The sequence below is a fragment of the Chthoniobacter flavus Ellin428 genome, assembly GCF_000173075.1.
GTDB classification, from domain to species: Bacteria; Verrucomicrobiota; Verrucomicrobiia; order Chthoniobacterales; family Chthoniobacteraceae; genus Chthoniobacter; species Chthoniobacter flavus.
The window spans coordinates 66,518-86,403 of sequence record NZ_ABVL01000027.1; the positions used below are offsets into that span (position 1 = coordinate 66,518).

Here is a 19,886-nt window from a genome sequence, read left to right on the forward strand (position 1 = left end):
AACACCACATGGGTTCACTCAAAAAGCGGCGGAAAGCCAAAATCGCAAAGCACAAACGCAAAAAGCGGATGAAGGAAAACCGCCACAAGAAGCGTTTGCGCTACAAGAGCTAGCCGTTAGATTGGGCGGCATGAAATCAATCCGATCCATTTGGGCTCTCCAAAGATATCGGACTTTTTTCACCGCGAATCTAGCGCTACTCCTCGCTCTTCCGCTCTTCGCCGAGCCGGCTGGCAAATCGCTGGTCGCTCGCAAAAACGCCAAGACATCCTCGACGGCTCCCAGTGGAACCGTGCCCTCTACATCCGGGTACGATCCGCATGACTTTGCCGACGCCTTCCCTTCGGCCCCGCACCCGGTCGCACCCGACCTGCTGCTGAAGAAAGACGACGAACGCAAAGCCGAAGCCCTCGCCGCATTTTCCCAAGGCCTTCTGGCCGAGGATAATGCGGATCAGGAGAAGATGATCGATGCGTATAAAAAGACGCTCGCGCTCGATCCTACCTACGCGGAGCTGGCCGTAAAGCTGGCCTACGAACTCTCGCGCCGTAATGATCCTACGGGCGGAGTCCAGATCCTGAAGGATACGATCAAGGCTGCTCCCAAGGAGGCGGTGCCCTACATCTATCTTTCGCAGCTCTACGCGAAGGATCTAAACAAGCCGGATATCGGGCTGAAATACGCCGAGCAAGCGCTTGCGCTGGCACCGGACAACTTTGCCGCCTATCTGGCCGTCTATGAAATCGACATGGCCACCGGCCAGTCGAAGAAGGCGGAACAATTGCTCGACCGGGCCGCGAAATCCGAGCACGGCGACGCCAAATACTGGGTCCAGCTTGGCGATCTCTGCACGCGGCTCTATTTGAAGGAAGACGGCTCCAGCGAGCCGGCGCAATTGCAGAAGATGAACGCCATCTACCGCAAGGCGGCGAACCTGGCGAAGGAGGACGCGACGACGCTCACCAAGGTGGGCGACTATTTCGTGCTTTCGAAGCAGACGAAGGATGCGATCCCGTACTATCGCCAGATCCTCGACAACCCGCAGAACGCGGGCGACGTGCCGCTCAATAACGTCCGCGACAAGCTCGCGCGCTGCTACCTCGTGGTCGGCCAACGGAACGATGCGGTCAAGTATCTCGAGGACATCATCAAGGACAGCCCGCTGCGTTTTGAAACCTACGAGTTGCTCGGTGAGCTTTACGAAGCCAACGACGACCTCGAAAAGGCACTCGCCAATTACGAGCACAGCTTGCTCCTCGATGCCAGCGAGCCGCGCAATCACCTGCGCCTCGCCGAACTCCTCATGCGCGCCAAGCGTTACGACCGCGCGGTGGAGATCATGCAGGCCGCGCGGAAGAAATTCCCGGACATGCCGTCCATCACGCTCAGCCTCGCGCTCGCGCTGAGCCAGGCGAAGCGGCACCCCGAGGCCATGGCCGCATTTTCTGACGCGCAGGCTGAGGCCGAGGTCAGCCGCGAGGAAATGCTCAACGCGCAATTCTATCTGCTTTACGGCGAAGCGGCCGAGCAGGCGGGGCTCATCGAAAAGGCCGCGGAGCTCATCAAGCAGAGCCTGGAGATGGAACCGAATTCCGCCGAGGCGTGCAATTACCTCGGCTACATGTGGGTGGACCGTGGCGAACATCTCGATGAAGCCGGCGACCTCATCAAGAAGGCCCTCTCCCTCGACCCCGACAAGGGCGAATATCTCGACAGTCTCGGCTGGTACTATTTCAAGAAAGGCGAACCGGAACGGGCGCTCACGGAATTGCTCCGTGCGCAGGAAAGCATCCTCCGCGAGACCAAGAAGGACGACGCCACGGTGCTCGAGCACATTGGTGATACTTATTCCAAGCTCGGCAAAACGGCCGAGGCGCTGAACTACTGGCAGAAATCGCTCACTCTCGAGGAAAACAAGAAGGTCTCGGAGAAGATCGAAAATGCGAAGCAGAAAGTGACCTCCGGCACACCCCCGCTGCCGGCCCCGCCAAAGCCGTAGGCACTCCAGGACACAGAGTGCGGTAGCCGCGGCGCTCTGCCTGATCTTTATACACATCTCCCGTAGCGACGGCCGAGTCATTGCGGTGAAGCGGCAGGTTGTCCCGGAGGGACAAAGGAATTTAGCCGGGGGTAAAGCGAGCTTGCGAGCGACACCCCCGGAACACGTTTCCAACACGGATGCGCCCCGGAGGTGGCGCCGGAATCCTTTGCCGGCGGAAGATTCCTCCGCCACTTCAGGGCGGGCCCATGGGAGGACCCGGGGTCCGGTGGCTTCGCCAGTTCGCTTGAGACTCACAGGATTGCACACCGGCTAAATTCCATTATCCCTCTGGGACAGTCTGCTGCTTCGCCAATTCAACCCGATCGACGCCAACTGAGATGTGGGTAAAGATCAGGCGCTCTGCCGCCGCTCAGAGGCGATCCGCGCTTGGATATTTCCACAGCGCCCCGGAGAAATGGGTGGTTGCAACGACTCGTCGTGCATGGAGTCAGACGAAGCCACGCAGCATATCGCCTCCCCCACCCCCACGCTTTTGCTTGTCACGCCCCGGCGTCACCGGAAAGCTTCGCTCAGGTCATGAAATCCTTCCCCCGACCGTTCTGCTGCCTCGCGGTCATTCTCGTTTTCCTCGGCTCAATCGCGGCCCGCGCCGAAAACGCCACTCCCGTTCGCGTCGCACTGTATGAAGATGCTGGCGCCGCAGGCAAAGGCGTTCCGTATACCAAAGCCATCCTCACCCAAGCCGGCTGCACCGTCACCGTCTTTAAAGCCGAAGACCTCTCCCACGGCGTGCTCGAAAACAAAGACGTCGTCGTTTTCACTGGCGGAAGCGGCAGCAAGGAAGGCAACAGCATCGGCGACGCGGGCCGCGAGGTCGTGAAGAAATTCGTGCGGGAGGGCGGCGGTTATCTCGGCATTTGTGCCGGCGCTTATCTCGCGTGCTCGAAATTCACGTGGAGTCTCGGCTTGCTCGATGCGCAAACCGTTTCGCAGAAATGGCGGCGAGGCCGTGGCGATGTTGAAATGGAACTCACGCCCGAAGGGCAGCGTCTCACCGCATTGCCCGCGGAAAAGAAGACCGTGCGCTATGACAACGGCCCGATCATCAAGCCCGCCGGACGCACCGATCTCACGCCGTACGAACCGCTCGCCCTCTTCCGCACAGAAATGGCTGAAAACGGCACGCCGGCCGGTGTCATGGTCAATTCCCCAGCAATCGTGAAAGGGCAGTTCGGCAAAGGCCGCGTCATCATCTCCAGTCCGCACCCGGAGCAAACACCGGGACTGGAAATCATCGTAGAGCAAGCGGTGCACTGGCTCGCCGGGGGCGAAAAACCATGAGTGCGCGCAATTGGTGCGCCGGCCTCATGCTGGCGCTGATCTCGATTCCCTGCGGCGCGAGCGCGGACACCGTCGCGCACGGGACGCACGGCGCGGTCGCATCGGTCGCTCCCCTCGCCACGGAAGCCGGCCTCGCGGTCTTGAAGAACGGCGGCAACGCCATCGACGCCGCCATCGCGGTGGGCGCGACACTCGGCGTGGTCGACGGCCCGAACTCCGGTCTCGGCGGGGGCTGCTTCATGCTCATCCATCGCGCCAATGGCGAGATCATCGCCATCGACGGGCGCGAGATGGCGCCCGCCGCGGCGACGCACGACATGTTCGTCCGTGATGGCAAAGGGAATACCGATCTGAGCCAGACAGGCGCGCTGGCCAGCGGCATCCCCGGCTCCGTCGCCGCCTACGCGTATGCTGTCGAAAAATTCGGCCGCAAGAAATTTGGCGAACTGCTTCTGCCCGCGGCCAAAATCGCGGAGGACGGTTTTCCCATCGACCATCATTATGCCGCGAAGATCGAATCCGTGGCCGATGATCTTCGCACTTTCGAAGCCTCGAAGGCGCTGCTCTTTCACGAAGACGGTACGCCGCTCGCCGAAGGTGACACGCTGAAGCAACCCGATCTCGCCGCCAGCCTGCGCGCGCTCGCCGCACAAGGTCCCGATTGGTTTTACCGAGGCCCCTACGCCACCAAGGTCGCCGAATGGATGAAGGCCAATGGCGGCATCATCACCGCCGAGGACTTCGCCAACTACCACATTGCCCTGCGCGAGCCCGTGCGCGGCACTTATCGCGGCGCGGAGATCGTGAGCTTTCCCCCGCCCAGCTCCGGCGGCGTGCATGTCATCGAGATCCTCAACATGCTCGAAAACTTCGACCTCGCGAAACTTAACGAACCCACGCGCGTGCACGTCATCGCCGAAGCCATGAAACTCGCTTTCGCCGATCGCGCCCACTGGCTTGGCGACCCGGATTTCGTGCCCGTCCCACGCGGCCTGCTCGACAAAGGTTACGCGAAGGATCTGGCGGAGCGCATTCAACTGGATGCCGTGATCGCTGCCACGGACCACGGCGAACCGCCCAACGCCACCACCGACGTCTTCGGGAAAAAACACACCACGCATTTTTCTGTCGCCGATGCGGAGGGCAATTGGGTCGCTTGCACGCAAACGATCAACACCACCTTCGGCTCGAAGGTCATCGTCCCGGGCACCGGCATTCTCCTCAACAACCAGATGGATGATTTCTCCATCCAGCCCGGCGTGCCGAACGCCTTCGGCCTCGTCGGCGCGGAAGCGAATGCCGTCGGTCCCGGCAAACGTCCGCTCTCCAGCATGTCGCCGACCCTCGTATTACGCGACGGCCATCCCATCCTCGCGGTCGGCGCGGCCGGCGGCCCGAGGATCATCACCCAGACCGTCCTCAATCTCGTCGGCGTTCTCGATCTCGGCCTTTCGCTCGATGCCGCCCTGGCCCAGCCACGTTTCCATCACCAATGGCAACCCGACGAATTGCGCATCGAATCCCGTGCGCCCGATGCGGTGCGCGAATTTCTCACCAAGCTCGGCCATCCGCTCGACTCCGTGAAAAATATCGGCGCCAGCAATGGCGTGGCGTGGTCCGATGGCACCTTCACCGCGGCGAGCGAACCGCGGCTGCCGAGCGAAGCGGCAGCGTGGTGAATTTCCACGCCCGTCCAGCGCGCGTGCAGATACCCACCGTGCCCTCATAAGACCGCATTTTGCTGGCCAAGCGGCCCTGTTCTAGCTGTGTAGAGCGGATCAAACCGACCACCTTTCACCGGACCCAAATCGCCGCCTGCCATGCCTGAACGCAAGACCGATCCGCGTTTTTACGCATTTCGCGACATCGTGCGATCCGACCTCCCGGGTGCCGCCGCCATTCTCGTTGCCGACCCGGAGGTCATCCGCCTGCGCAACGAACTCGGCGAAACGGCGATGCATTACCTCGCCGTGGAAAATCGCCCGCAGGAAGTGGCGTGGCTCATCACGCGCGGCGCCGAAGTGGACACGAAAAATCAATTCGAGCAAACGCCGCTGATGGAAGTCGCGGCCTTGGGACTGCTCAACATCTGCCGGCTCCTCGTCTCGCGCGGCGCGGATTACCGCTATGTGAATGCACGTGGAGAATCCGTCCTCTCCGCCGCGGCCAGCACGGACCATGAGGAGGTCGTGGAATACTTGCTCGCCCTCCTGCCTCTCACCGAAGACATCAATCCATACTTCGACAACGTCGAAGCGGAGATGACGGTGAAGCACAGTCCGAAGTCCGCGGTGATGCTCATCCAAAGAGGGCTGCTGAAACGCTGGTCGTAATCGACGTCAGCGTCCGCATGAGGACTGGAGGAAAGCGCTCCGTCCCTTCCTTGTCGGCGCGTATCCACGGCACCGACGAAGGCTCGCCCAAGGACCTGCCACCACTCGTCCCGTACGCCACCGCCTCGGCAGTGCCCTCCAACATCTACTCCACAAACTCCAGCTCCACCGGAGCCGGGATCAATCCTGCCGCGTGCGCCTGGCTGAGAAATTCGCGAATGGCGCGGCGGCCGGTCACGCCGTAATCGAGTGTGTAATCGTTCACGTACATCCCGATGAACTGATCGGCGAGTTGCGTGTCGAGACCGCGGGCCAGCGGCATGGCGTGGGCAATGCCCGCGCTGCGATGCTCCAACCCGTAGCGGATGCTTTCGCGCAAAACCACGTTGATCGCCGTACGTTCGGCGGGCGAGAGATCCTTGCGGATGACGTTGCCCCCGAGCGGCAGCGGCAGGCCGGTCTTGATCTTCCACCACACACCGAGATCGAGAATGAGGTCGAGATTCTCGTGCGTGTAGGTCAGCTGGCCTTCGTGGATGATGAGCCCCACATCGGCGCGCCCGCTCTTCACGGCGTCGAAGATTTCATCGAAGGGCACGACGATGGTCTCGCATTCACCGGAGGGATTTTCCTCGCAGCTCATCGCCAGCCGCAGGGCGAGATACGCGCTGGTCATCTTGCCGGGAACAGCGATGCGCTTTTTGCGGAGCCAGTCGCGGACTTCGCCGAGACGCGGGTTGTCGCTCAAGCCATCGCGATTTTTCGCCACGAGCATCGGCCCATAGCCATCGCCCATGCTCGCGCCACAGGGCAGCAGCGCATATTTATCGAGCACGTAAGCGTAGGCGTGAATGGAGATGGCGGAGATGTGCAATTCGCCGCGCGTGGCCCGCTCGTTCAGCGTCTGGATATCCTGCAGGATGTGCTCAAACTGCCAGCCATGCGTCTCGATCTTCCCCTCAGCGAGGGCGAAGAACATGAAAGCGTCGTCGGGATCGGGTGAATGGCCGAGAGTAAGAGTGCGGGACATGGAGAATGACGAATAACGAAAAAGGGAGCTTATCTTACGCGATTAGCGGGCGGGCGCTACGCGGGTTTTTCGTCTTTGTGCGACGAGAGTTTCATTCCGACGAAGTAGAGAATGCAGACCAGGAGCACGATGCCGATGACGAGATGGGATTGCCCTTTGACGGATTTGACGAGTTCGTCGGGATCGATCGGTTTGCTTGGATCCAGTCCTTTACCAATCTTTTCACCGAGTTTAGCGAGGACGGTGCACCAGATGGCGGCACCGACGATGGTCAGCGCGCTGAACTTGGCGAAGCCCATGCGGATGATGCCCGCGGGGATGGAAATGAGGTGACGGATCACCGGGAGCAACCGGGCGAAGAAGATGCCACCCGCCTCGTAGCGATGCATGAAACGTTCGGCGCGTTCCAGCTTGTCCGGTGGGATGAAGAAATACTTGCCCCACTTGTGCACCACGGGCCGGCCGACGAGCAACGCCACCCAGTAGGTAATGCTCGAGCCGAGCCACGAGCCGAACGTGCCCGCAATGATCACTCCAGCCAGCGACATCTTGCCACTAGAGGCCGCCAGAATCGCTGCCGGCGGGATGACGACTTCGCTGGGCACAGGAAAGATGGAGCTTTCCATGGCCATGAGAATGATGACGCCAAGGTAGCCCCAGTTTTCGACCCAGCCGAGCCAGGTGTGAAGGAGTTGATGCAACATGCGCCGGGAGGTCTAGCGGCGGGGGGGCGGTGGGGGCAAAGGCAAAATGCAGAACATCCAACACCCAACCTCCAACATCCAATGACGCAAGCGTATTGCGGCGGTCGGTCTGGTACGATGAGGCGGTCTGCGGCGGGGAGGCGGTCCCCACACGGCGGGCCGGCGGGTTATTGGATGTTGGATGTTCTGCCTTTGCCCCAAAGCTGTCCGCTCTTCTGCCACTGCGCGACCAGTTCGCGAAAACGCTGCACCGCCGGCGTATCTTCTCTTTCCTGCCAGACGAGCACGAGGGGGACGGTCACAACCGGTTGCAGCGGAATGAAGCGCAGCTTGAAATCCGGGGTGACGACCGAATCGGGCACGATGCCAACGCCCGCGCCCGCCTCGACATAGCTGAGCACGGTACCAATGAGGCTCGGCGTGTAAGCCAGGCGCGGCGCAAAGCCCGCCTCCCGGCAGGCAGCCAGGATGCCATCGTGCGACCCCACCCCTTCGCGGCGGGCAAGGATCACGAGAGGTTCGCGCGCGAGCAGTTTCCACGACATCGTCTTGCGCGTAGCCAGCGGGTGCGACGGCGGCACTACCGCGCCAAAGCGCTCCTGCCGCAAGCCCAGCGTGCGCAAGCCCGAAGCTGGCGCCGCGGAGACCGGCCGGGTAAAGGCTGCCGAGAGCCGGCCTTTGGCCAACATCTCCCACACGCGTTCCGGGGTGCGTTCTTCGAGATGCACGGCGACCCGCGGATAGCGCTGCCGATATTCGGCCAGCAATCGCCCGAGAAACGGCTGGGTCGGCGGTCCGATGTAACCGAGCCGAAACTCCCCTTCCTCGCCCGCGGCCGTGCGCCGCACCCGGCGCATGGCCTCTTCCCAACGCTCGAAAACGATCGCCGTCTCGCGCAGCAGGACGAGACCCGCCGGAGTCAGGCTGACCTTCCGCCGATTGCGGTCCAGCACCGGCCCGCCCAACTCCGCTTCAATTTCCTGCACCGCCCGGCTCAACGCCGGCTGGGCAATGCGCAACCGCTCGGCCGCGCGGGAGTAGCTGAGTTCCTCGGCCACGGCTTGGAAGTAGCGGAGGTGTCTGAGGTCCATGGGAAATGATCAATAACGAACCGGCATCACTGTAATCGCGAACTTCTATTTCCATTACAAGCCGCATTCCCGGTATTTGTGGGTGGATTTAGCCGCCATCCGCCTCGCATGCCCTCCTTCAAACTGATCGCCTTCGCTCTCTTCTGCGCTGCCTTTCTCGGCAGTTGCAACCGGGAGGCTGACTACGTCCCGGATAGCTCGCACAAAATCCGTGTCGGCTACATCGGCATCACTTGCGAGGCGCCCATCTTCGCCGCGGTGGAGAATGGCTTCTTCAAGGAGGAGGGCCTCGATGTCGAAATGGTGAAGTGCGACTGGTCGCAGTACAAGGACGTGCTCGCCCTCGGTGGCTTCGATATCACCCACCACCTCATCATGTATTTCCTCAAGCCCATCGAACAGGGGCTCGATGTGAAAATCAGCGGCGGCATCCACACCGGTTGCCTGCGCGTCCAGGCGGCGCCGAATGGTCCGATCAAATCCGCCAGGGATTTGAAGGGCAAACGCATCGGCGTCCCCGGGATGGGCACTCCGCCTTTTATTTTCTGCAACCGCGTGCTCGGCGCCAATGGCATCGATGCCAAGCGGGACGTGGAATGGCGCGTCTTTCCCGCCGGTGAACTCGGACTCGCCCTGCAAAAAGGCGAAGTCGATGCCATCGCCGATTCCGAACCGATTGGCACGCTGCTCCAGGCGCAGGGCCTCGTGTATAACGTTGCCGACCAGGGTCACGACGCGCCTTACAAGGACGAGTATTGCTGCGCGGTGATCATCAACGGCAAGTATCTCCGTCACAACCCCAAGAACTGCGCCGCCGCCACCCGCGCCCTGCTCAAGGGCGCCAAGTGGGTGCAGGCCAATCCGCGTGCCGCGGCCCGACTCTCGGTGGAAAAGAAATACCTCGCCTCCAATCCCGAGCTGAACACCTCGGCCATTGGCAACCTGCTCTATCTTCCGAGCGTGTCTGGCGCGGAAAAGGCCGTCTATTCCGCCGCTCGCGAAATGAAGACCGTGGGCATGCTCAGTTCCCGGACCGACGTCGACGCCCTGGCCCAAAAAGCTTTCGTCCAACTGGATGGGGTCACCGATGATTGGATCAAGACGATCCAGGTGCAAAAGATCGCCGACGGCCAGATTCCCCCGGATCAACCGTTGCGTCTCGCCCAGGAGATTGGGCTGATGACGGATCGTTTGCGAGTTGCCACCTGCTGCGGTCCTGCCAAGAAGAAATGAACGCCTTGCCTGAAATCAACGAAATCCGGCCTCCACTCGTTGCCGCGGAAGCGCCTTCTCCGGCAGCCTCTGCTGCCCAGCGCGCCCACGCACGTCCATGGTCATGGAAGGCCCTGCTCATTCCCGTCGCCACCGCGGTAGCGGCGGTGCTGCATTGGCAACTTTCGAAACAGCAAAACCCGCTGGCTACCAAGGTCTATTTCCAGTTCCTGGGCATCGTCGGTGGAGCGAGTGTGTTGATTGCCCTCCTGCAACCATTCTGGAACGCGCTGCGGAAGTGGGTGAACAACATGGGGCCGATCATCGCCGCCGCGCTGCTGCTGCTTAGCGTGGCAGAAATCATCACCGCCGGACTGCATCTGCTGCCGCTGCCTTATTTTCCGAGTCCGGCCTCGGTGCTGTTCGAATTGATCAGCGATTACGATGTCCTTTTCGACTGCACCTGGCACTCGTTGCTGCTGCTCACGGAAGGCTATTTGCTTGGGGTGCTCATCGGCGTCGTCACCGGTGTCTGCATCGGCTGGTTTCCCGGTGCGCGCTACTGGGGCATGCCCATCTTGAAAGTCGTCGGTCCGATTCCCGTGACCGCGCTAATCCCGCTTTCGATGGTCGTCGCTCCTTCGACCACGATCTCCGCAATCTCCCTCGTGGCCCTGGCGGTGTGGTTCCCGGTGACCATGCTCACCGCCTCGGGCATCTCGAATACCCGCGCCTCGTATCTCGATGTCGCCCGCACCCTCGGCGCGAGCCGCAGCTATCTCATCTTCCGCGTTGCCATTCCCGCGGCGATGCCGAATATCTTCATCGGTCTTTTCATGGGCTTGGGCACTTCGTTCCTCACCCTCGTCGTCGCCGAAACGGTGGGCGTGAAATCCGGCCTCGGCTGGTATGTGGGCTGGGCGCAGGGGTGGGCGGAATACGGCAAGGTCTACGCCGCGTTGATCATCATGGCCGCGTTCTTCTCCACGGTCATGACCGTCCTCTTCAAGGCCCGCGATCGCGTGCTGGTGTGGCAGAAAGGAGCGATCAAGTGGTGACCGCTCCCACCGCGACCGTCGAAGGCTCCTCGCTGCGCGTCTGCGGGGTGAGCAAGCAATTCGCCTCGCCCACCGATCCGACAGCTTGCACGCAAGCGCTCGACAACGTTTCGCTCGAAGTCACCGCCGGCGAGCTCGTCTCCATCGTCGGCCCCAGCGGCTGCGGGAAGTCCACCCTGCTGCGCCTCATCGCCGGTCTCGACAAGCCGGGCCTCGGTGAGCTGTGGGTGGGCGAAGAGCCCATCGTCGGCCCCAGTGCCGAGCGCGGTCTCGTCTTTCAGGATCCAAATCTCTTCCCGTGGCTCACCGTGCGCCGCAACATCGAGTCCGGCCTCGTGGCCCGCGGCGTGTTGCGCGACAAGCGTCACGAGGTGGATGAATACATGCGACTTGTGGGGCTCGATGCCTTTGCCGGCGCCTTCCCGCATCATCTCTCCGGTGGCATGGCCCAGCGGGCGGCCCTCGCCCGCGCGCTCATCAATCACCCGAAAGTCCTGCTGCTCGACGAACCGCTCGGCGCGCTCGATGCCTTCACCCGCATGCGCATGCAGGACGAAGTGCTGCGCCTGTGGGAATCCCGTGGCACGACGATGGTCTTCATCACCCACGACATCGACGAAGCCATCTATATGAGCGATCGCATCGTTATCATGACCCCGCGCCCGGGACGTATCGAACGCATCATCGACGTCACCCTCGACCGTCCGCGCGAACGGAGCAGCCGGGAATTCTTGCAGCTACGCGGAGATATTCTGGAGTATCTCCACTTCGGTCACGCCGTGCGCTGAAAAGTGCCAGGAGCCAAGTAACGAGCCAAGTGGTTCCGCGGCGATCGCGTTACCAGACTCTTGGCTCCCGGCACTCTTCCTACGACTCAACCCATCGCATCAGCGCGACGATGAGCACGCTGCCGATGGCGAGTTCGATTACGGTTTGGACTGTGACAGAATGCAGGTCCAGCTTGGGGCGATGAATGTGGGGGGGCTTCATAGATGCTATAATAAGCATCGCTTGTACCCGAGTAGCCGGATGTCTACAGCGGGAAGTACGTAGGAAATCGTGGCCCGCAGCCGCCGAGAAGCCGCACAGGCACGACGGAATGAATCTTCAATGTCGATTCAGCCGAGGGATACTACCCGCTCCTCTCGAGCGCCTTACAAAATCTCCGCTTCGTCCGGGAAACCGGAATCTCGGCGGATCGAGTCCAGCCGGCGACGCATGCCGCGGGCGGATTCCGGACGATTCACCGCGCGGATAATCGCCGTGACCACCACGGGCAGGGCCAGCAGCGCGCCGATCGAAAGCATGGTCGTGGCCGTCGTCTTTTGCGCCGGGCGGCCGAGCTTGCCGGCGATCAAAAGTCCGATGCCACAGCCAACGGCTGTTTGTGTAATCGCCAACAGACTGGTTTGGACGGGATCGGATGACTTCGACATGGTGCTAGGAAATATGCAGCGGGCGTGCCAAAAGGAAACCTGAAAACATTCCCCATGGCCAAACCCCTTTATGTGCTTATCCTCGCCGGCGGCAGCGGCGAACGCTTCTGGCCGCTGAGCCGCAAGTCCAGGCCCAAGCAACTCCTCTCTCTTTTCTCCCAGGAGACGCTGCTCGAGGCCACCCTGCGGAGGCTCGACGGACTGGTGCCCGCGAATCAAATCCTCATCCTGACCAACGCCGACCAGGAAAGCAGCGTCCGCGCGCTCTGCCCGTCGTTGCCGAAGGAAAACATCATCGCCGAACCGGCCAAGCGCGACACCGCCGCGGCGATCGCGCTCGGCGCGGGCTGGATCGCCCAACGCATGCCTGACGCCACGATGATCGTTCTGCCCGCCGATCACGTCATCAAGGATACCGCCAGCTTCCAGCGCACCTTGCGCGTGGCCGCCGCCGCGGCGGAAGAAACGGGCGAGCTCGTCACCATCGGCATCAAGCCCACCTGGGCCTGCCCGGGCTTCGGGTACATCGAACAGGGCGCCCCGCTCCAGCTGGCCGACGGCCCCGCCGGGCCACCGGTTTTCGAAGTCGTCCGCTTCCGCGAAAAGCCCAACGCCGAGCTCGCCGAGAGCTTCCTCGCGCAAGGGCATTTCCGGTGGAACGCCGGCATGTTCATCTGGACGATCCGCTCGATCCTCAGCGCCTTCCAGCGCCACGCACCCGAGCTCGGCGAATTCATCAGCCGCCTCCACGCGGGCGAAGATTTCGCTGCGGCGCTGCGTAACCACTTCCCACAGTTACCGAAGATCTCCATCGACTACGCGATCATGGAAAAGGCCACGCGCGTGCTGGTCGTCGAGGCGGCGTTCGATTGGGACGACGTGGGCGGCTGGGCGGCCGTGGCGAAGTATTTGAAATGCGACGACGCCGGCAACCACGGCAACTGCGACGTCAAGATGATCGATGCCACGAACAACATCGTCTTCACCAGCGAACCGCGCACCGTCGCGCTGCTCGGCGTGAGCGACCTCATCGTCGTGCAAACTCCCGACGCCATCCTCGTCTGCAACCGCCACGAAGCGGAGAAGATCAAGCAACTCGTCGCGATGGTGCCACCGGAATTGCAATGAGCGATTGGCCACAAAAAGGCGCAGAAAACACAAAAGGCTCGTGCCTTCGATTGTTCTCGAGCACCGCCGCGCCTCGGCCAGCGTCTCACCAGTTTCTTTTTGTGTCTTTTGTGCCTCTTTGTGGCCATCTCCATGAAACGCGCTCTCGGCATTGATCACGGCGACGCCCGCATCGGCGTAGCCGTTTCCGACGACCTCGGCATGCTCGCGCATCCGCTGGAGACCATCCACGTCAAGGAAGTCGCCGATCCCGTGGCGCGCATCGCCACCCTCGTCACCAGCAAGGACGTCGGCCATATCATCCTCGGCCTGCCGCGCAATATGGACGGCAGTTACGGGCCCGCCGCGGAAAAGGTCCGCGCCTTCGCCGAAAAGCTGCGCGCCGCGTGCGGTTGCGAGGTCAAGCTTTGGGACGAACGCCTCACCTCCGTCGCCGCCCAACGCTCCCTGCACGAAGCCGGCCGCAAGGTGAAAGACAGTCGCGAGGTCATCGACCAGGTCGCCGCCCAACTCATCCTCCAGGGCTGGCTCGATTCCCAGGCGCTGCTGGGTTAACCCTGCTGCCGCTTTTGCAACGACGGTCTGTGACCATCGCAGACCGCGCTAAAATGAAAGGCACGGACGGAGAGCTCCGGGGAACGCGCTCGTCTCGAGTGCTGGCGAAGGCGTCTCGCTGCGCGAACTTTTGAAAATTTCCTCCTCCCATCAGGCGACGCCAAGGAAAGTTCGTTTCGGCGAGACACCGAAACCAGCACCCGCGACGGGCGCGCTCCCCGGATTCCCGCCAAGCGACTACCTCGATCGCCACTGTTTATCTGGTCTCGGTTTTTGACCTTTTAGTTTCAAATATTGATTTTTGTAACTTGTTATATAGACTCCTTTCACCATGAGCACGAACACCACCTCTTCCGCGTTGACTGACTCCGCTCTCGGCGGACGTTTCACCTTCCCCGGCACCGGCCTCGAGGTCCGGCGCATGGGCTATGGCGCCATGCAGCTCGCCGGCCCGGGCGTGTTTGGGCCGCCCAAGGATCGCAATGCCGCCATTGCCGTTCTTCGCGAGGCGGTGGCTGTCGGGGTGAACCATATCGACACCAGCGATTTCTACGGGCCGCATGTCACCAACCAGATCATCCGCGAGGCGCTGCACCCGTATCCAGCGGGGCTGGTCATCGTCACGAAACTCGGCGCGCGGCGCCCGCCGGATGGGTCGTGGGTCCCTGCGCAGACGCCGCAAGATTTGATTACCGGCGTGCACGACAATCTCCGCAACCTCGGCCTGGACGCACTCGACATCGTCAACTTCCGCTCCACGGGTTCGATCCACAGTCCGGCTGAAGGTTCAATCGCCGAGCAGGTCGCAACGCTCGCCGATCTCCAGCGCCAGGGGCTGGTCCGCCACATCGGCGTGAGCAACGTCACGCCCACCCAATTCGCCGAGGCGCAGACGATCGCCAAGATCGTCTGCGTACAGAATCACTACAATCTCGTGCAGCGCCAGGACGATGCCTTGCTCGACGACCTCGCCCGGCAGGGAATTGCCTATGTCCCCTTCTTCCCGCTCGGAGGATTTACGCCGTTGCAATCGTCCATCCTGTCCACGGTGGCGGGGCGACTCGGGGCCACGCCCATGCAAGTGGCGCTGGCCTGGCTGCTCCATCGCTCGCCTAATCTGCTGCTGATTCCCGGCACCTCCTCGGTCGCCCATCTCCGCGAAAATCTCGCCGCCGCGCAATTGATCTTGTCGCCGGCCATCCTGGCGGAGTTGGACGGAATCGCGGTTGCGAGCGGCGGGGCGAAACACTAAGCATGGCAGGACATGCCCCGCGTCGAAACCCCGTTGACCCGCGACCAGATCATCACCGCCGCCGAGAACGTGCTGCGGCGATTTGGTCCGGCCAAGGCCACGGTGGTGGATGTGGCGCGGGCATTGGGTGTCAGCCACGCCGCCGTCTATCGGCACGTGGCCAACAAAGCCGCGCTGCGCGATCTCGTCGTCGGGAAATGGATGGAGCAAACCATGCCGCCGCTGCGCGCGATCAGCGCCGCGTCAGGTCCGGCTCCCAAGCGATTGCGGAAATTCTTCGACACCCTCATCGCCATCAAACGCCGCCGCGCCACCGAAGATCCGGAATTCTTCAGCGCCTACCGCGCGCTGGCGGCTGGCGCCAGTGCTCTCGCCGCGGATCACGTCGGCGAACTGGTCGAACTGGTCGCGGCGATCATCCGCTCCGGGGTGAAGGAAGGCACCTTCCGCAAGGTGGATCCCGTGACCACCGGCCGGGCCGTGCTCCTGGCCTCGCTCCGCTTCCATCATCCCGTTCACTCTGACGAGTGGAATGCGCCCACCATCGACGAAGATTTCGCTGCGGTGTGGAGTTTGTTGATGGAAGGGTTATGCGTCTCGAAGAGCAAGCGGGCGTAGAGTCAGGCAGCGCTCACGCGTCGTGGGACCTACACCAAAGGTCCGGCAAAGGGCGTCCATAGCCAAAAGTAGAGAATAGCATTCACCCGGCGAGACGAGCTTCCCTCCCGTGGGTCGCTCCGTTTAGTTATTGGCGATGACCGACATCCTGCGTCTGAAGATGCTCATCGCTTACGATGGGCGGCCGTTTCGTGGCTGGCAAAGCCAGGCGACGAAGGATGCGGTGCAGGATCACATGGAGGCGGCGTTTGCCAAGACGATCGGTGGAAGGGTGGTTGTGCATGGCAGCGGACGGACGGACGCCGGCGTGCATGCGCTGGCGCAGATCGCGCATGCGGATGTACCGGCGGCGCGACTCGAGGTAAGCGCGTGGCGCGGCGCACTGAATAATTTTCTACCGCCGGAAATTCGCGTGCTGCGGGTCAGCCGGGCGGCACCGGATTTCCACGCGCGCTTTCACGCCCGGGGCAAGATTTACACCTACCGGATGTGGAATGCCTCGTATCTCCATCCGTTGGAAATCGGGCGCGCCTGGCACATGCCGAGCAAACTGGATCTCGATATCCTGCGCCAGGGCGCACAGATGCTCGAAGGCAAACACGACTTCGCGGGATTCGCCGCCAATCGCGCTCCCGGCTACGCCGCGGAAGACACCGTGCGCACCATCCAGCACATCTGCCTCACCCGACGCGGCGACCTGTTGAACCTGCGCTTCGAGGGCAACGGCTTTCTCTACAAGATGGTGCGGCTGCTCACCGGCACGCTCGTTCGCTGCGCGCAGGGACGGGCGGAGCTCACGTTCATCAAAGAACTACTCGCGGGCAAGGGTGCGAAAAAGACGAGTTTCGCGGCACCGGCAGAGGGATTGTATCTCACCCGGGTGTTGTATTGAGGGAGGCGGGCAGGCACTCGGAGGGATGCGCTCCTGCGCGTTCCCCGTTTTTCGGAAGCCGTGTAGAAATGGAAGAGTGGGAACGCGCAGGAGCGCGTCCCTCCGCGCATCAACTACTGCGCGCCCGGGAGAGCGTTCGTCCCCGTCGGCGTCGTCGCGGCCGGCGCGCCGGTGGTCGTCGTTGCGCTGGCCGTGCCGTCGGCCTTCGGCTTCAGGACGATCGCGTATTTCTGATACTCCACGTCGAGATTCGCGACGCTGGCGAGATACTTCACCGCCTCGGTAAAGGGCACCTTGCTCAAGGAAAGCGTCACCGTCTGCGTGGCCACCTGCTCGGCGGGCAATTTCACCACGAAGTTCACGGCAACCTTGTTACCACTTTCGCGCGCGACGGCTTTCTTGAGGTAATCCAGCGCGGAGCCAAGCGTGGCGTCGCGGAACTGGATCTGCGGGATCATGACCGAAGCAACCTGCCGTTCGATCGGGCACACCGCCCTTCGGGAGCGGGCGCCTTTCATCGCGCGAATGCGTGTGAGGTAATTGATCGCCGTAATATTGCGCGAGTCGAGGGTGTAGACCATCTCGAACGCCCGACTTGGCCCCTTCGATGTCGCCCTTTTGGTAAGCTTCCTGACCTTCTTTTAGGAGTTGCTGAATCTCAGGTGATGGCGTCGCATCCGCAGCTTGGACGGTAGCAGCGAAGACGAGGGCGAGAGCGCAGGCGACAATCTGGAGGGGTTTCATGGCCCGAATATGCCACCGCATCTGCCGAATGCCAAGTGCCGGTGAAGGAGGATCCGGGGTTCTTAGACACTTTTTTGTAAAACCGTGATCTCACAGGGGGCGGAGTGTGGCGGGCGAGTAATCAGTAATCAGTAATCAGTCAGTTTCCGGAAGACGAATGATGCGTGCCAGCAGAGTGTCTTTTTACTGATCACTGATTACTGATCACGTGGCAGCTCAAAGAAATCACTTTCCTCGTGGAAAAAGCAGCTTGACCGGCATGTCGCCTATCCACTATATCCTGCGCAGTTCTTTGACTTGGACACCATATATTGTGGTTTCCAGCGAAAAAGTGCCCTTGGCTATGGCTAGGGGAGAATAGGGAATCGGGTGTAAATCCCGGACGGTTGCGCCGCTGTAACGAGCGACGAAAGCCCCTGAAACAAGCCACTGCGTTCACCTCGCGGAAAGGCTGGGGTGAGTAGGACGACCTCGAAGTCAGAAGACCTGCTTTTTCTTCCCTCATCAGGGCTCGCCAAAACGAGCCTGCACCACCAGTCGCGCCAACGACCGGATGGGATTCTGACCGCCTGAAACGTGCTTGCTGCCCCTCAGCTTCGCACGGCCCAGCCTTCGGTTTTCCTCGCAACAGTAAGAGGCCTAACCGGGGGCTTTTTTTTTGCCTCCAAATTTCCCCTTTCCCAGACATCCTCGCGCCTTGGCGCGCATGAGTCCGTCCACCTTCGAAACACTTTTCCCATGAGCAGCACTTTTTCCGATTCACCGCCGACTTCCGCCGACTCCCTTTCTTTCACCGCCGAAAATGTCGCCGCGCGGGAGGAAGGCGATTTCGTCGTCTACCAAATGGGTGCGAAATCCTTCCGCCTCGACAAGGCGAAGGCGCGCGCGCGCCTCGCTGGCAAGCGCGTGATCAACGGCCTGCGCAGCGCCGAGCTCAACGTGCTCCCGCTCAAGTACCACGAGGCCTATCGCATCTACAAACAGATGAAGGCCAACCACTGGGAACCCGACGTCATCGACATGACGCGCGATTCGCAGCAGTGGAACACCGGCGCGCTCTCGCCGAAGGAACGCTGGATCATCGAAATGGGCGTGGGCTATTTCTCCGCGGCCGAAGGCATCGTCGGCGATTCCGTGCTCCACGTCATCGAAGACAATCTCACCGCCGCCGAGCTGAAGCACGCCTCGCTGCGCCACATCGCCGAGGAATCGATCCACATGGATTCGCTCCTGCACATCATCGGCTCGCTGAATATCGATCTCGATGAGGTCACCGCGAAGTTCAGCGACATCCCGAGCGTGCAGCGGAAGAACGCCTTCATCACGCGTCACATGCCCGAGTTGAAAATGGGCATCGATCTCACGCAGACGGCGAACAAACAGAAATTCGCCAAGGCCATCTTCGGCATCACGCAGGTCATGGAAGGCACGCAGTTCTATGCGCTCTTCGCCATGATCCTCTCGCTGCATCGGCAGAACAAGATGACGGGCATCGGCCAGATGTTCCAATACACCCTGCGCGACGAGTCGAATCACATCGAGCTCGGCCGCTACATTCTCACCCAGCTCATCGCCGAAAATCCCGACATCTGGACGCCGGAATTCCGCGCGGAGCTCGTCGAATTCATGCGCGAAGGCGTGGAGCTGGAGAAGGAATTCGTCCGCGACTGCCTGCCGGAAGACGGCGTGGGCATGACGCAGGCCGACTTCCTCACCTACGTGGAATACAACGCCGACCGCCGCCTGGCCGGCCTCGATCTACCCGCCCTCTCGGGCGTGAAAACGAACCCCTTCGCCTGGCTCGATGAAGTCATCTTCCTGCGCAAGGAGAAGAACTTCTTCGAAACCCGCGTCACCGAATACCAGACGAGCGGCAGCCTCAAAAACACCGCCGAAGACGACCTGATTTAAGTCGGGGCGGCGTCCTTAGAGGGTGTACCGAAATTCAATGTGAGCGGAGGAAGGACCACGGATTGCGGGCATGTAGTCATTCAAGTTTTTTGTTGGGAAGTTTTTCGTTTCTCCTTTCTGTCGCCGAAGGCGACGCCTGGAAGTTCCCCCCAAACGCCGCCGCGGCGAGCGGCGCGGGGTTTGGGGGCGCGCAGCCCCCATCAGCCCGGGCGCGCTAAGTGGCGGAGGGTTGCAGGAAGCGCTTTTGCAGTTCGAGTAAGCAGGGCTTCAATTGGGCTGGCAGTCCGAGTTGCACGCGCAGGCTCTTGCCCAGAGTGACGGCCAGTTTGTGCAGCTTAAGGGTCACGCTTTTGCTCGTTTCCAGAGCTTGCGGTGGATGGTCCGAGAGGACGTGCCAGACCTGAACCAACAGCTTGCGAGCCACCGCGGCCACGGCAATGTGGCGATGTCCTTTGCGGGCAAAGAGCTTCCAGCCCCATTGGCCCAGCGTGGTCTGAGCTCCGGCGCGCAGCACCGCCTGCGCTCCTTGGATGAGCAGGTGGCGCAGATCGCCGCGCCCTCGCCGGCCCACCCCCAGCT

At 61.7% G+C, this 19,886-nt stretch carries 21 protein-coding genes and 1 riboswitch; of the genes, 14 read left to right on the plus strand and 7 right to left on the minus strand.

Features of this window, described 5'->3' with window-relative positions; all coding sequences use genetic code 11:
- Positions 1–8 precede the first annotated feature (8 nt).
- The 5 genes from CFE428DRAFT_RS41410 (at position 9) to CFE428DRAFT_RS27605 (ending at position 5,676) form a co-directional block, all read left to right on the plus strand.
- A complete protein-coding gene (locus tag CFE428DRAFT_RS41410) occupies positions 9–113 on the plus strand; it encodes a hypothetical protein (protein WP_006982988.1) in 105 nt (34 codons plus the stop codon).
- A gap of 179 nt (positions 114–292) precedes the next feature.
- Complete coding sequence (locus tag CFE428DRAFT_RS27590; RefSeq protein WP_162145319.1) at positions 293–1,999, plus strand: tetratricopeptide repeat protein; 1,707 nt, start codon at positions 293–295, stop codon at positions 1,997–1,999.
- 579 nt (positions 2,000–2,578) lie between these two features.
- On the plus strand, positions 2,579–3,343 hold the full coding sequence (locus CFE428DRAFT_RS27595) for a BPL-N domain-containing protein (protein WP_006982990.1): 765 nt from the start codon (positions 2,579–2,581) through the stop codon (positions 3,341–3,343).
- Positions 3,340–5,022: a gamma-glutamyltransferase gene (gene ggt / locus CFE428DRAFT_RS27600; RefSeq protein ID WP_006982991.1), complete on the plus strand. Its 1,683-nt coding sequence runs from the start codon at positions 3,340–3,342 to the stop codon at positions 5,020–5,022. Before CFE428DRAFT_RS27595 ends, ggt begins: the two co-directional genes overlap by 4 nt.
- A 141-nt stretch (positions 5,023–5,163) precedes the next feature.
- Positions 5,164–5,676: an ankyrin repeat domain-containing protein gene (locus tag CFE428DRAFT_RS27605; protein ID WP_006982992.1), complete on the plus strand. Its 513-nt coding sequence runs from the start codon at positions 5,164–5,166 to the stop codon at positions 5,674–5,676.
- Positions 5,677–5,821: 145 nt separating this feature from the next.
- Here the strand turns inward: CFE428DRAFT_RS27605 and CFE428DRAFT_RS27610 are convergent, their stop codons facing one another.
- The 3 genes from CFE428DRAFT_RS27610 to CFE428DRAFT_RS27620 form a co-directional block, all read right to left on the minus strand.
- Entirely contained in the window at positions 5,822–6,706 is an 885-nt protein-coding gene (locus CFE428DRAFT_RS27610) for a menaquinone biosynthesis family protein (protein WP_006982994.1), read from the minus strand.
- 56 nt (positions 6,707–6,762) lie between these two features.
- On the minus strand, positions 6,763–7,410 hold the full coding sequence (locus CFE428DRAFT_RS27615; RefSeq protein ID WP_006982995.1) for a DedA family protein: 648 nt from the start codon (positions 7,408–7,410) through the stop codon (positions 6,763–6,765).
- A gap of 167 nt (positions 7,411–7,577) precedes the next feature.
- Positions 7,578–8,501, minus strand: coding sequence for a LysR family transcriptional regulator (locus CFE428DRAFT_RS27620; protein ID WP_006982996.1), 924 nt, complete (start codon positions 8,499–8,501; stop codon positions 7,578–7,580).
- A 108-nt stretch (positions 8,502–8,609) separates the two neighbouring features.
- Here CFE428DRAFT_RS27620 and CFE428DRAFT_RS27625 point away from each other — a divergent pair, with 108 nt between their 5' ends.
- From CFE428DRAFT_RS27625 to CFE428DRAFT_RS27635, 3 genes are read left to right on the plus strand one after another with little or no spacing between them, the layout of a single operon-like run.
- Positions 8,610–9,734, plus strand: coding sequence for an ABC transporter substrate-binding protein (locus tag CFE428DRAFT_RS27625; RefSeq protein WP_006982997.1), 1,125 nt, complete (start codon positions 8,610–8,612; stop codon positions 9,732–9,734).
- The gene (locus CFE428DRAFT_RS27630) at positions 9,731–10,771 is read left to right on the plus strand and encodes an ABC transporter permease (protein WP_006982998.1); all 1,041 of its coding nucleotides are present in this window, start codon (positions 9,731–9,733) and stop codon (positions 10,769–10,771) included. Before CFE428DRAFT_RS27625 ends, CFE428DRAFT_RS27630 begins: the two co-directional genes overlap by 4 nt.
- On the plus strand, positions 10,768–11,559 hold the full coding sequence (locus CFE428DRAFT_RS27635) for an ABC transporter ATP-binding protein (protein ID WP_006982999.1): 792 nt from the start codon (positions 10,768–10,770) through the stop codon (positions 11,557–11,559). Before CFE428DRAFT_RS27630 ends, CFE428DRAFT_RS27635 begins: the two co-directional genes overlap by 4 nt.
- A 79-nt stretch (positions 11,560–11,638) precedes the next feature.
- Here CFE428DRAFT_RS27635 and CFE428DRAFT_RS40650 read toward each other — a convergent pair whose 3' ends face one another.
- Both CFE428DRAFT_RS40650 and CFE428DRAFT_RS27640 read right to left on the minus strand, forming a co-directional pair.
- On the minus strand, positions 11,639–11,761 hold the full coding sequence (locus CFE428DRAFT_RS40650) for a hypothetical protein (protein WP_006983000.1): 123 nt from the start codon (positions 11,759–11,761) through the stop codon (positions 11,639–11,641).
- A gap of 164 nt (positions 11,762–11,925) precedes the next feature.
- Positions 11,926–12,207 (minus strand): hypothetical protein, encoded by a 282-nt coding sequence (locus CFE428DRAFT_RS27640; RefSeq protein WP_006983001.1) that lies wholly within the window; start codon positions 12,205–12,207, stop codon positions 11,926–11,928.
- A gap of 54 nt (positions 12,208–12,261) precedes the next feature.
- On the opposite strand from CFE428DRAFT_RS27640, the gene CFE428DRAFT_RS27645 reads away from it, so the two are divergent.
- The 5 genes from CFE428DRAFT_RS27645 (at position 12,262) to truA (ending at position 16,652) form a co-directional block, all read left to right on the plus strand.
- Complete coding sequence (locus tag CFE428DRAFT_RS27645) at positions 12,262–13,335, plus strand: mannose-1-phosphate guanylyltransferase (RefSeq protein ID WP_006983002.1); 1,074 nt, start codon at positions 12,262–12,264, stop codon at positions 13,333–13,335.
- Between the two features lie 132 nt (positions 13,336–13,467).
- Entirely contained in the window at positions 13,468–13,890 is a 423-nt protein-coding gene (gene ruvX, locus CFE428DRAFT_RS27650) for a Holliday junction resolvase RuvX (protein ID WP_006983003.1), read from the plus strand.
- Between the two features lie 331 nt (positions 13,891–14,221).
- Positions 14,222–15,142, plus strand: a complete 921-nt coding sequence (locus CFE428DRAFT_RS27655) for an aldo/keto reductase family oxidoreductase (RefSeq protein WP_006983004.1) — start codon at positions 14,222–14,224, stop codon at positions 15,140–15,142.
- A 12-nt stretch (positions 15,143–15,154) separates the two neighbouring features.
- Complete coding sequence (locus CFE428DRAFT_RS27660; protein WP_006983005.1) at positions 15,155–15,760, plus strand: TetR family transcriptional regulator; 606 nt, start codon at positions 15,155–15,157, stop codon at positions 15,758–15,760.
- Positions 15,761–15,896: 136 nt separating this feature from the next.
- The gene (truA, locus tag CFE428DRAFT_RS27665) at positions 15,897–16,652 is read left to right on the plus strand and encodes a tRNA pseudouridine(38-40) synthase TruA (RefSeq protein WP_006983006.1); all 756 of its coding nucleotides are present in this window, start codon (positions 15,897–15,899) and stop codon (positions 16,650–16,652) included.
- A gap of 113 nt (positions 16,653–16,765) precedes the next feature.
- Here the strand turns inward: truA and CFE428DRAFT_RS27670 are convergent, their stop codons facing one another.
- Positions 16,766–17,233 (minus strand): hypothetical protein, encoded by a 468-nt coding sequence (locus tag CFE428DRAFT_RS27670; protein ID WP_006983007.1) that lies wholly within the window; start codon positions 17,231–17,233, stop codon positions 16,766–16,768.
- A gap of 475 nt (positions 17,234–17,708) precedes the next feature.
- A riboswitch (cobalamin riboswitch) is annotated at positions 17,709–17,904 on the plus strand.
- A gap of 230 nt (positions 17,905–18,134) precedes the next feature.
- Here CFE428DRAFT_RS27670 and CFE428DRAFT_RS27675 point away from each other — a divergent pair.
- Positions 18,135–19,307, plus strand: a complete 1,173-nt coding sequence (locus tag CFE428DRAFT_RS27675; RefSeq protein WP_006983008.1) for a ribonucleotide-diphosphate reductase subunit beta — start codon at positions 18,135–18,137, stop codon at positions 19,305–19,307.
- Positions 19,308–19,521: 214 nt separating this feature from the next.
- Here the strand turns inward: CFE428DRAFT_RS27675 and CFE428DRAFT_RS27680 are convergent, their stop codons facing one another.
- Positions 19,522–19,884 carry an IS110 family transposase gene (locus CFE428DRAFT_RS27680; protein WP_237705574.1) on the minus strand — a complete coding sequence of 121 codons (363 nt, stop codon included), beginning with the start codon at positions 19,882–19,884 and terminating at the stop codon, positions 19,522–19,524.
- Between the last annotated feature and the right edge of the window lie 2 nt (positions 19,885–19,886).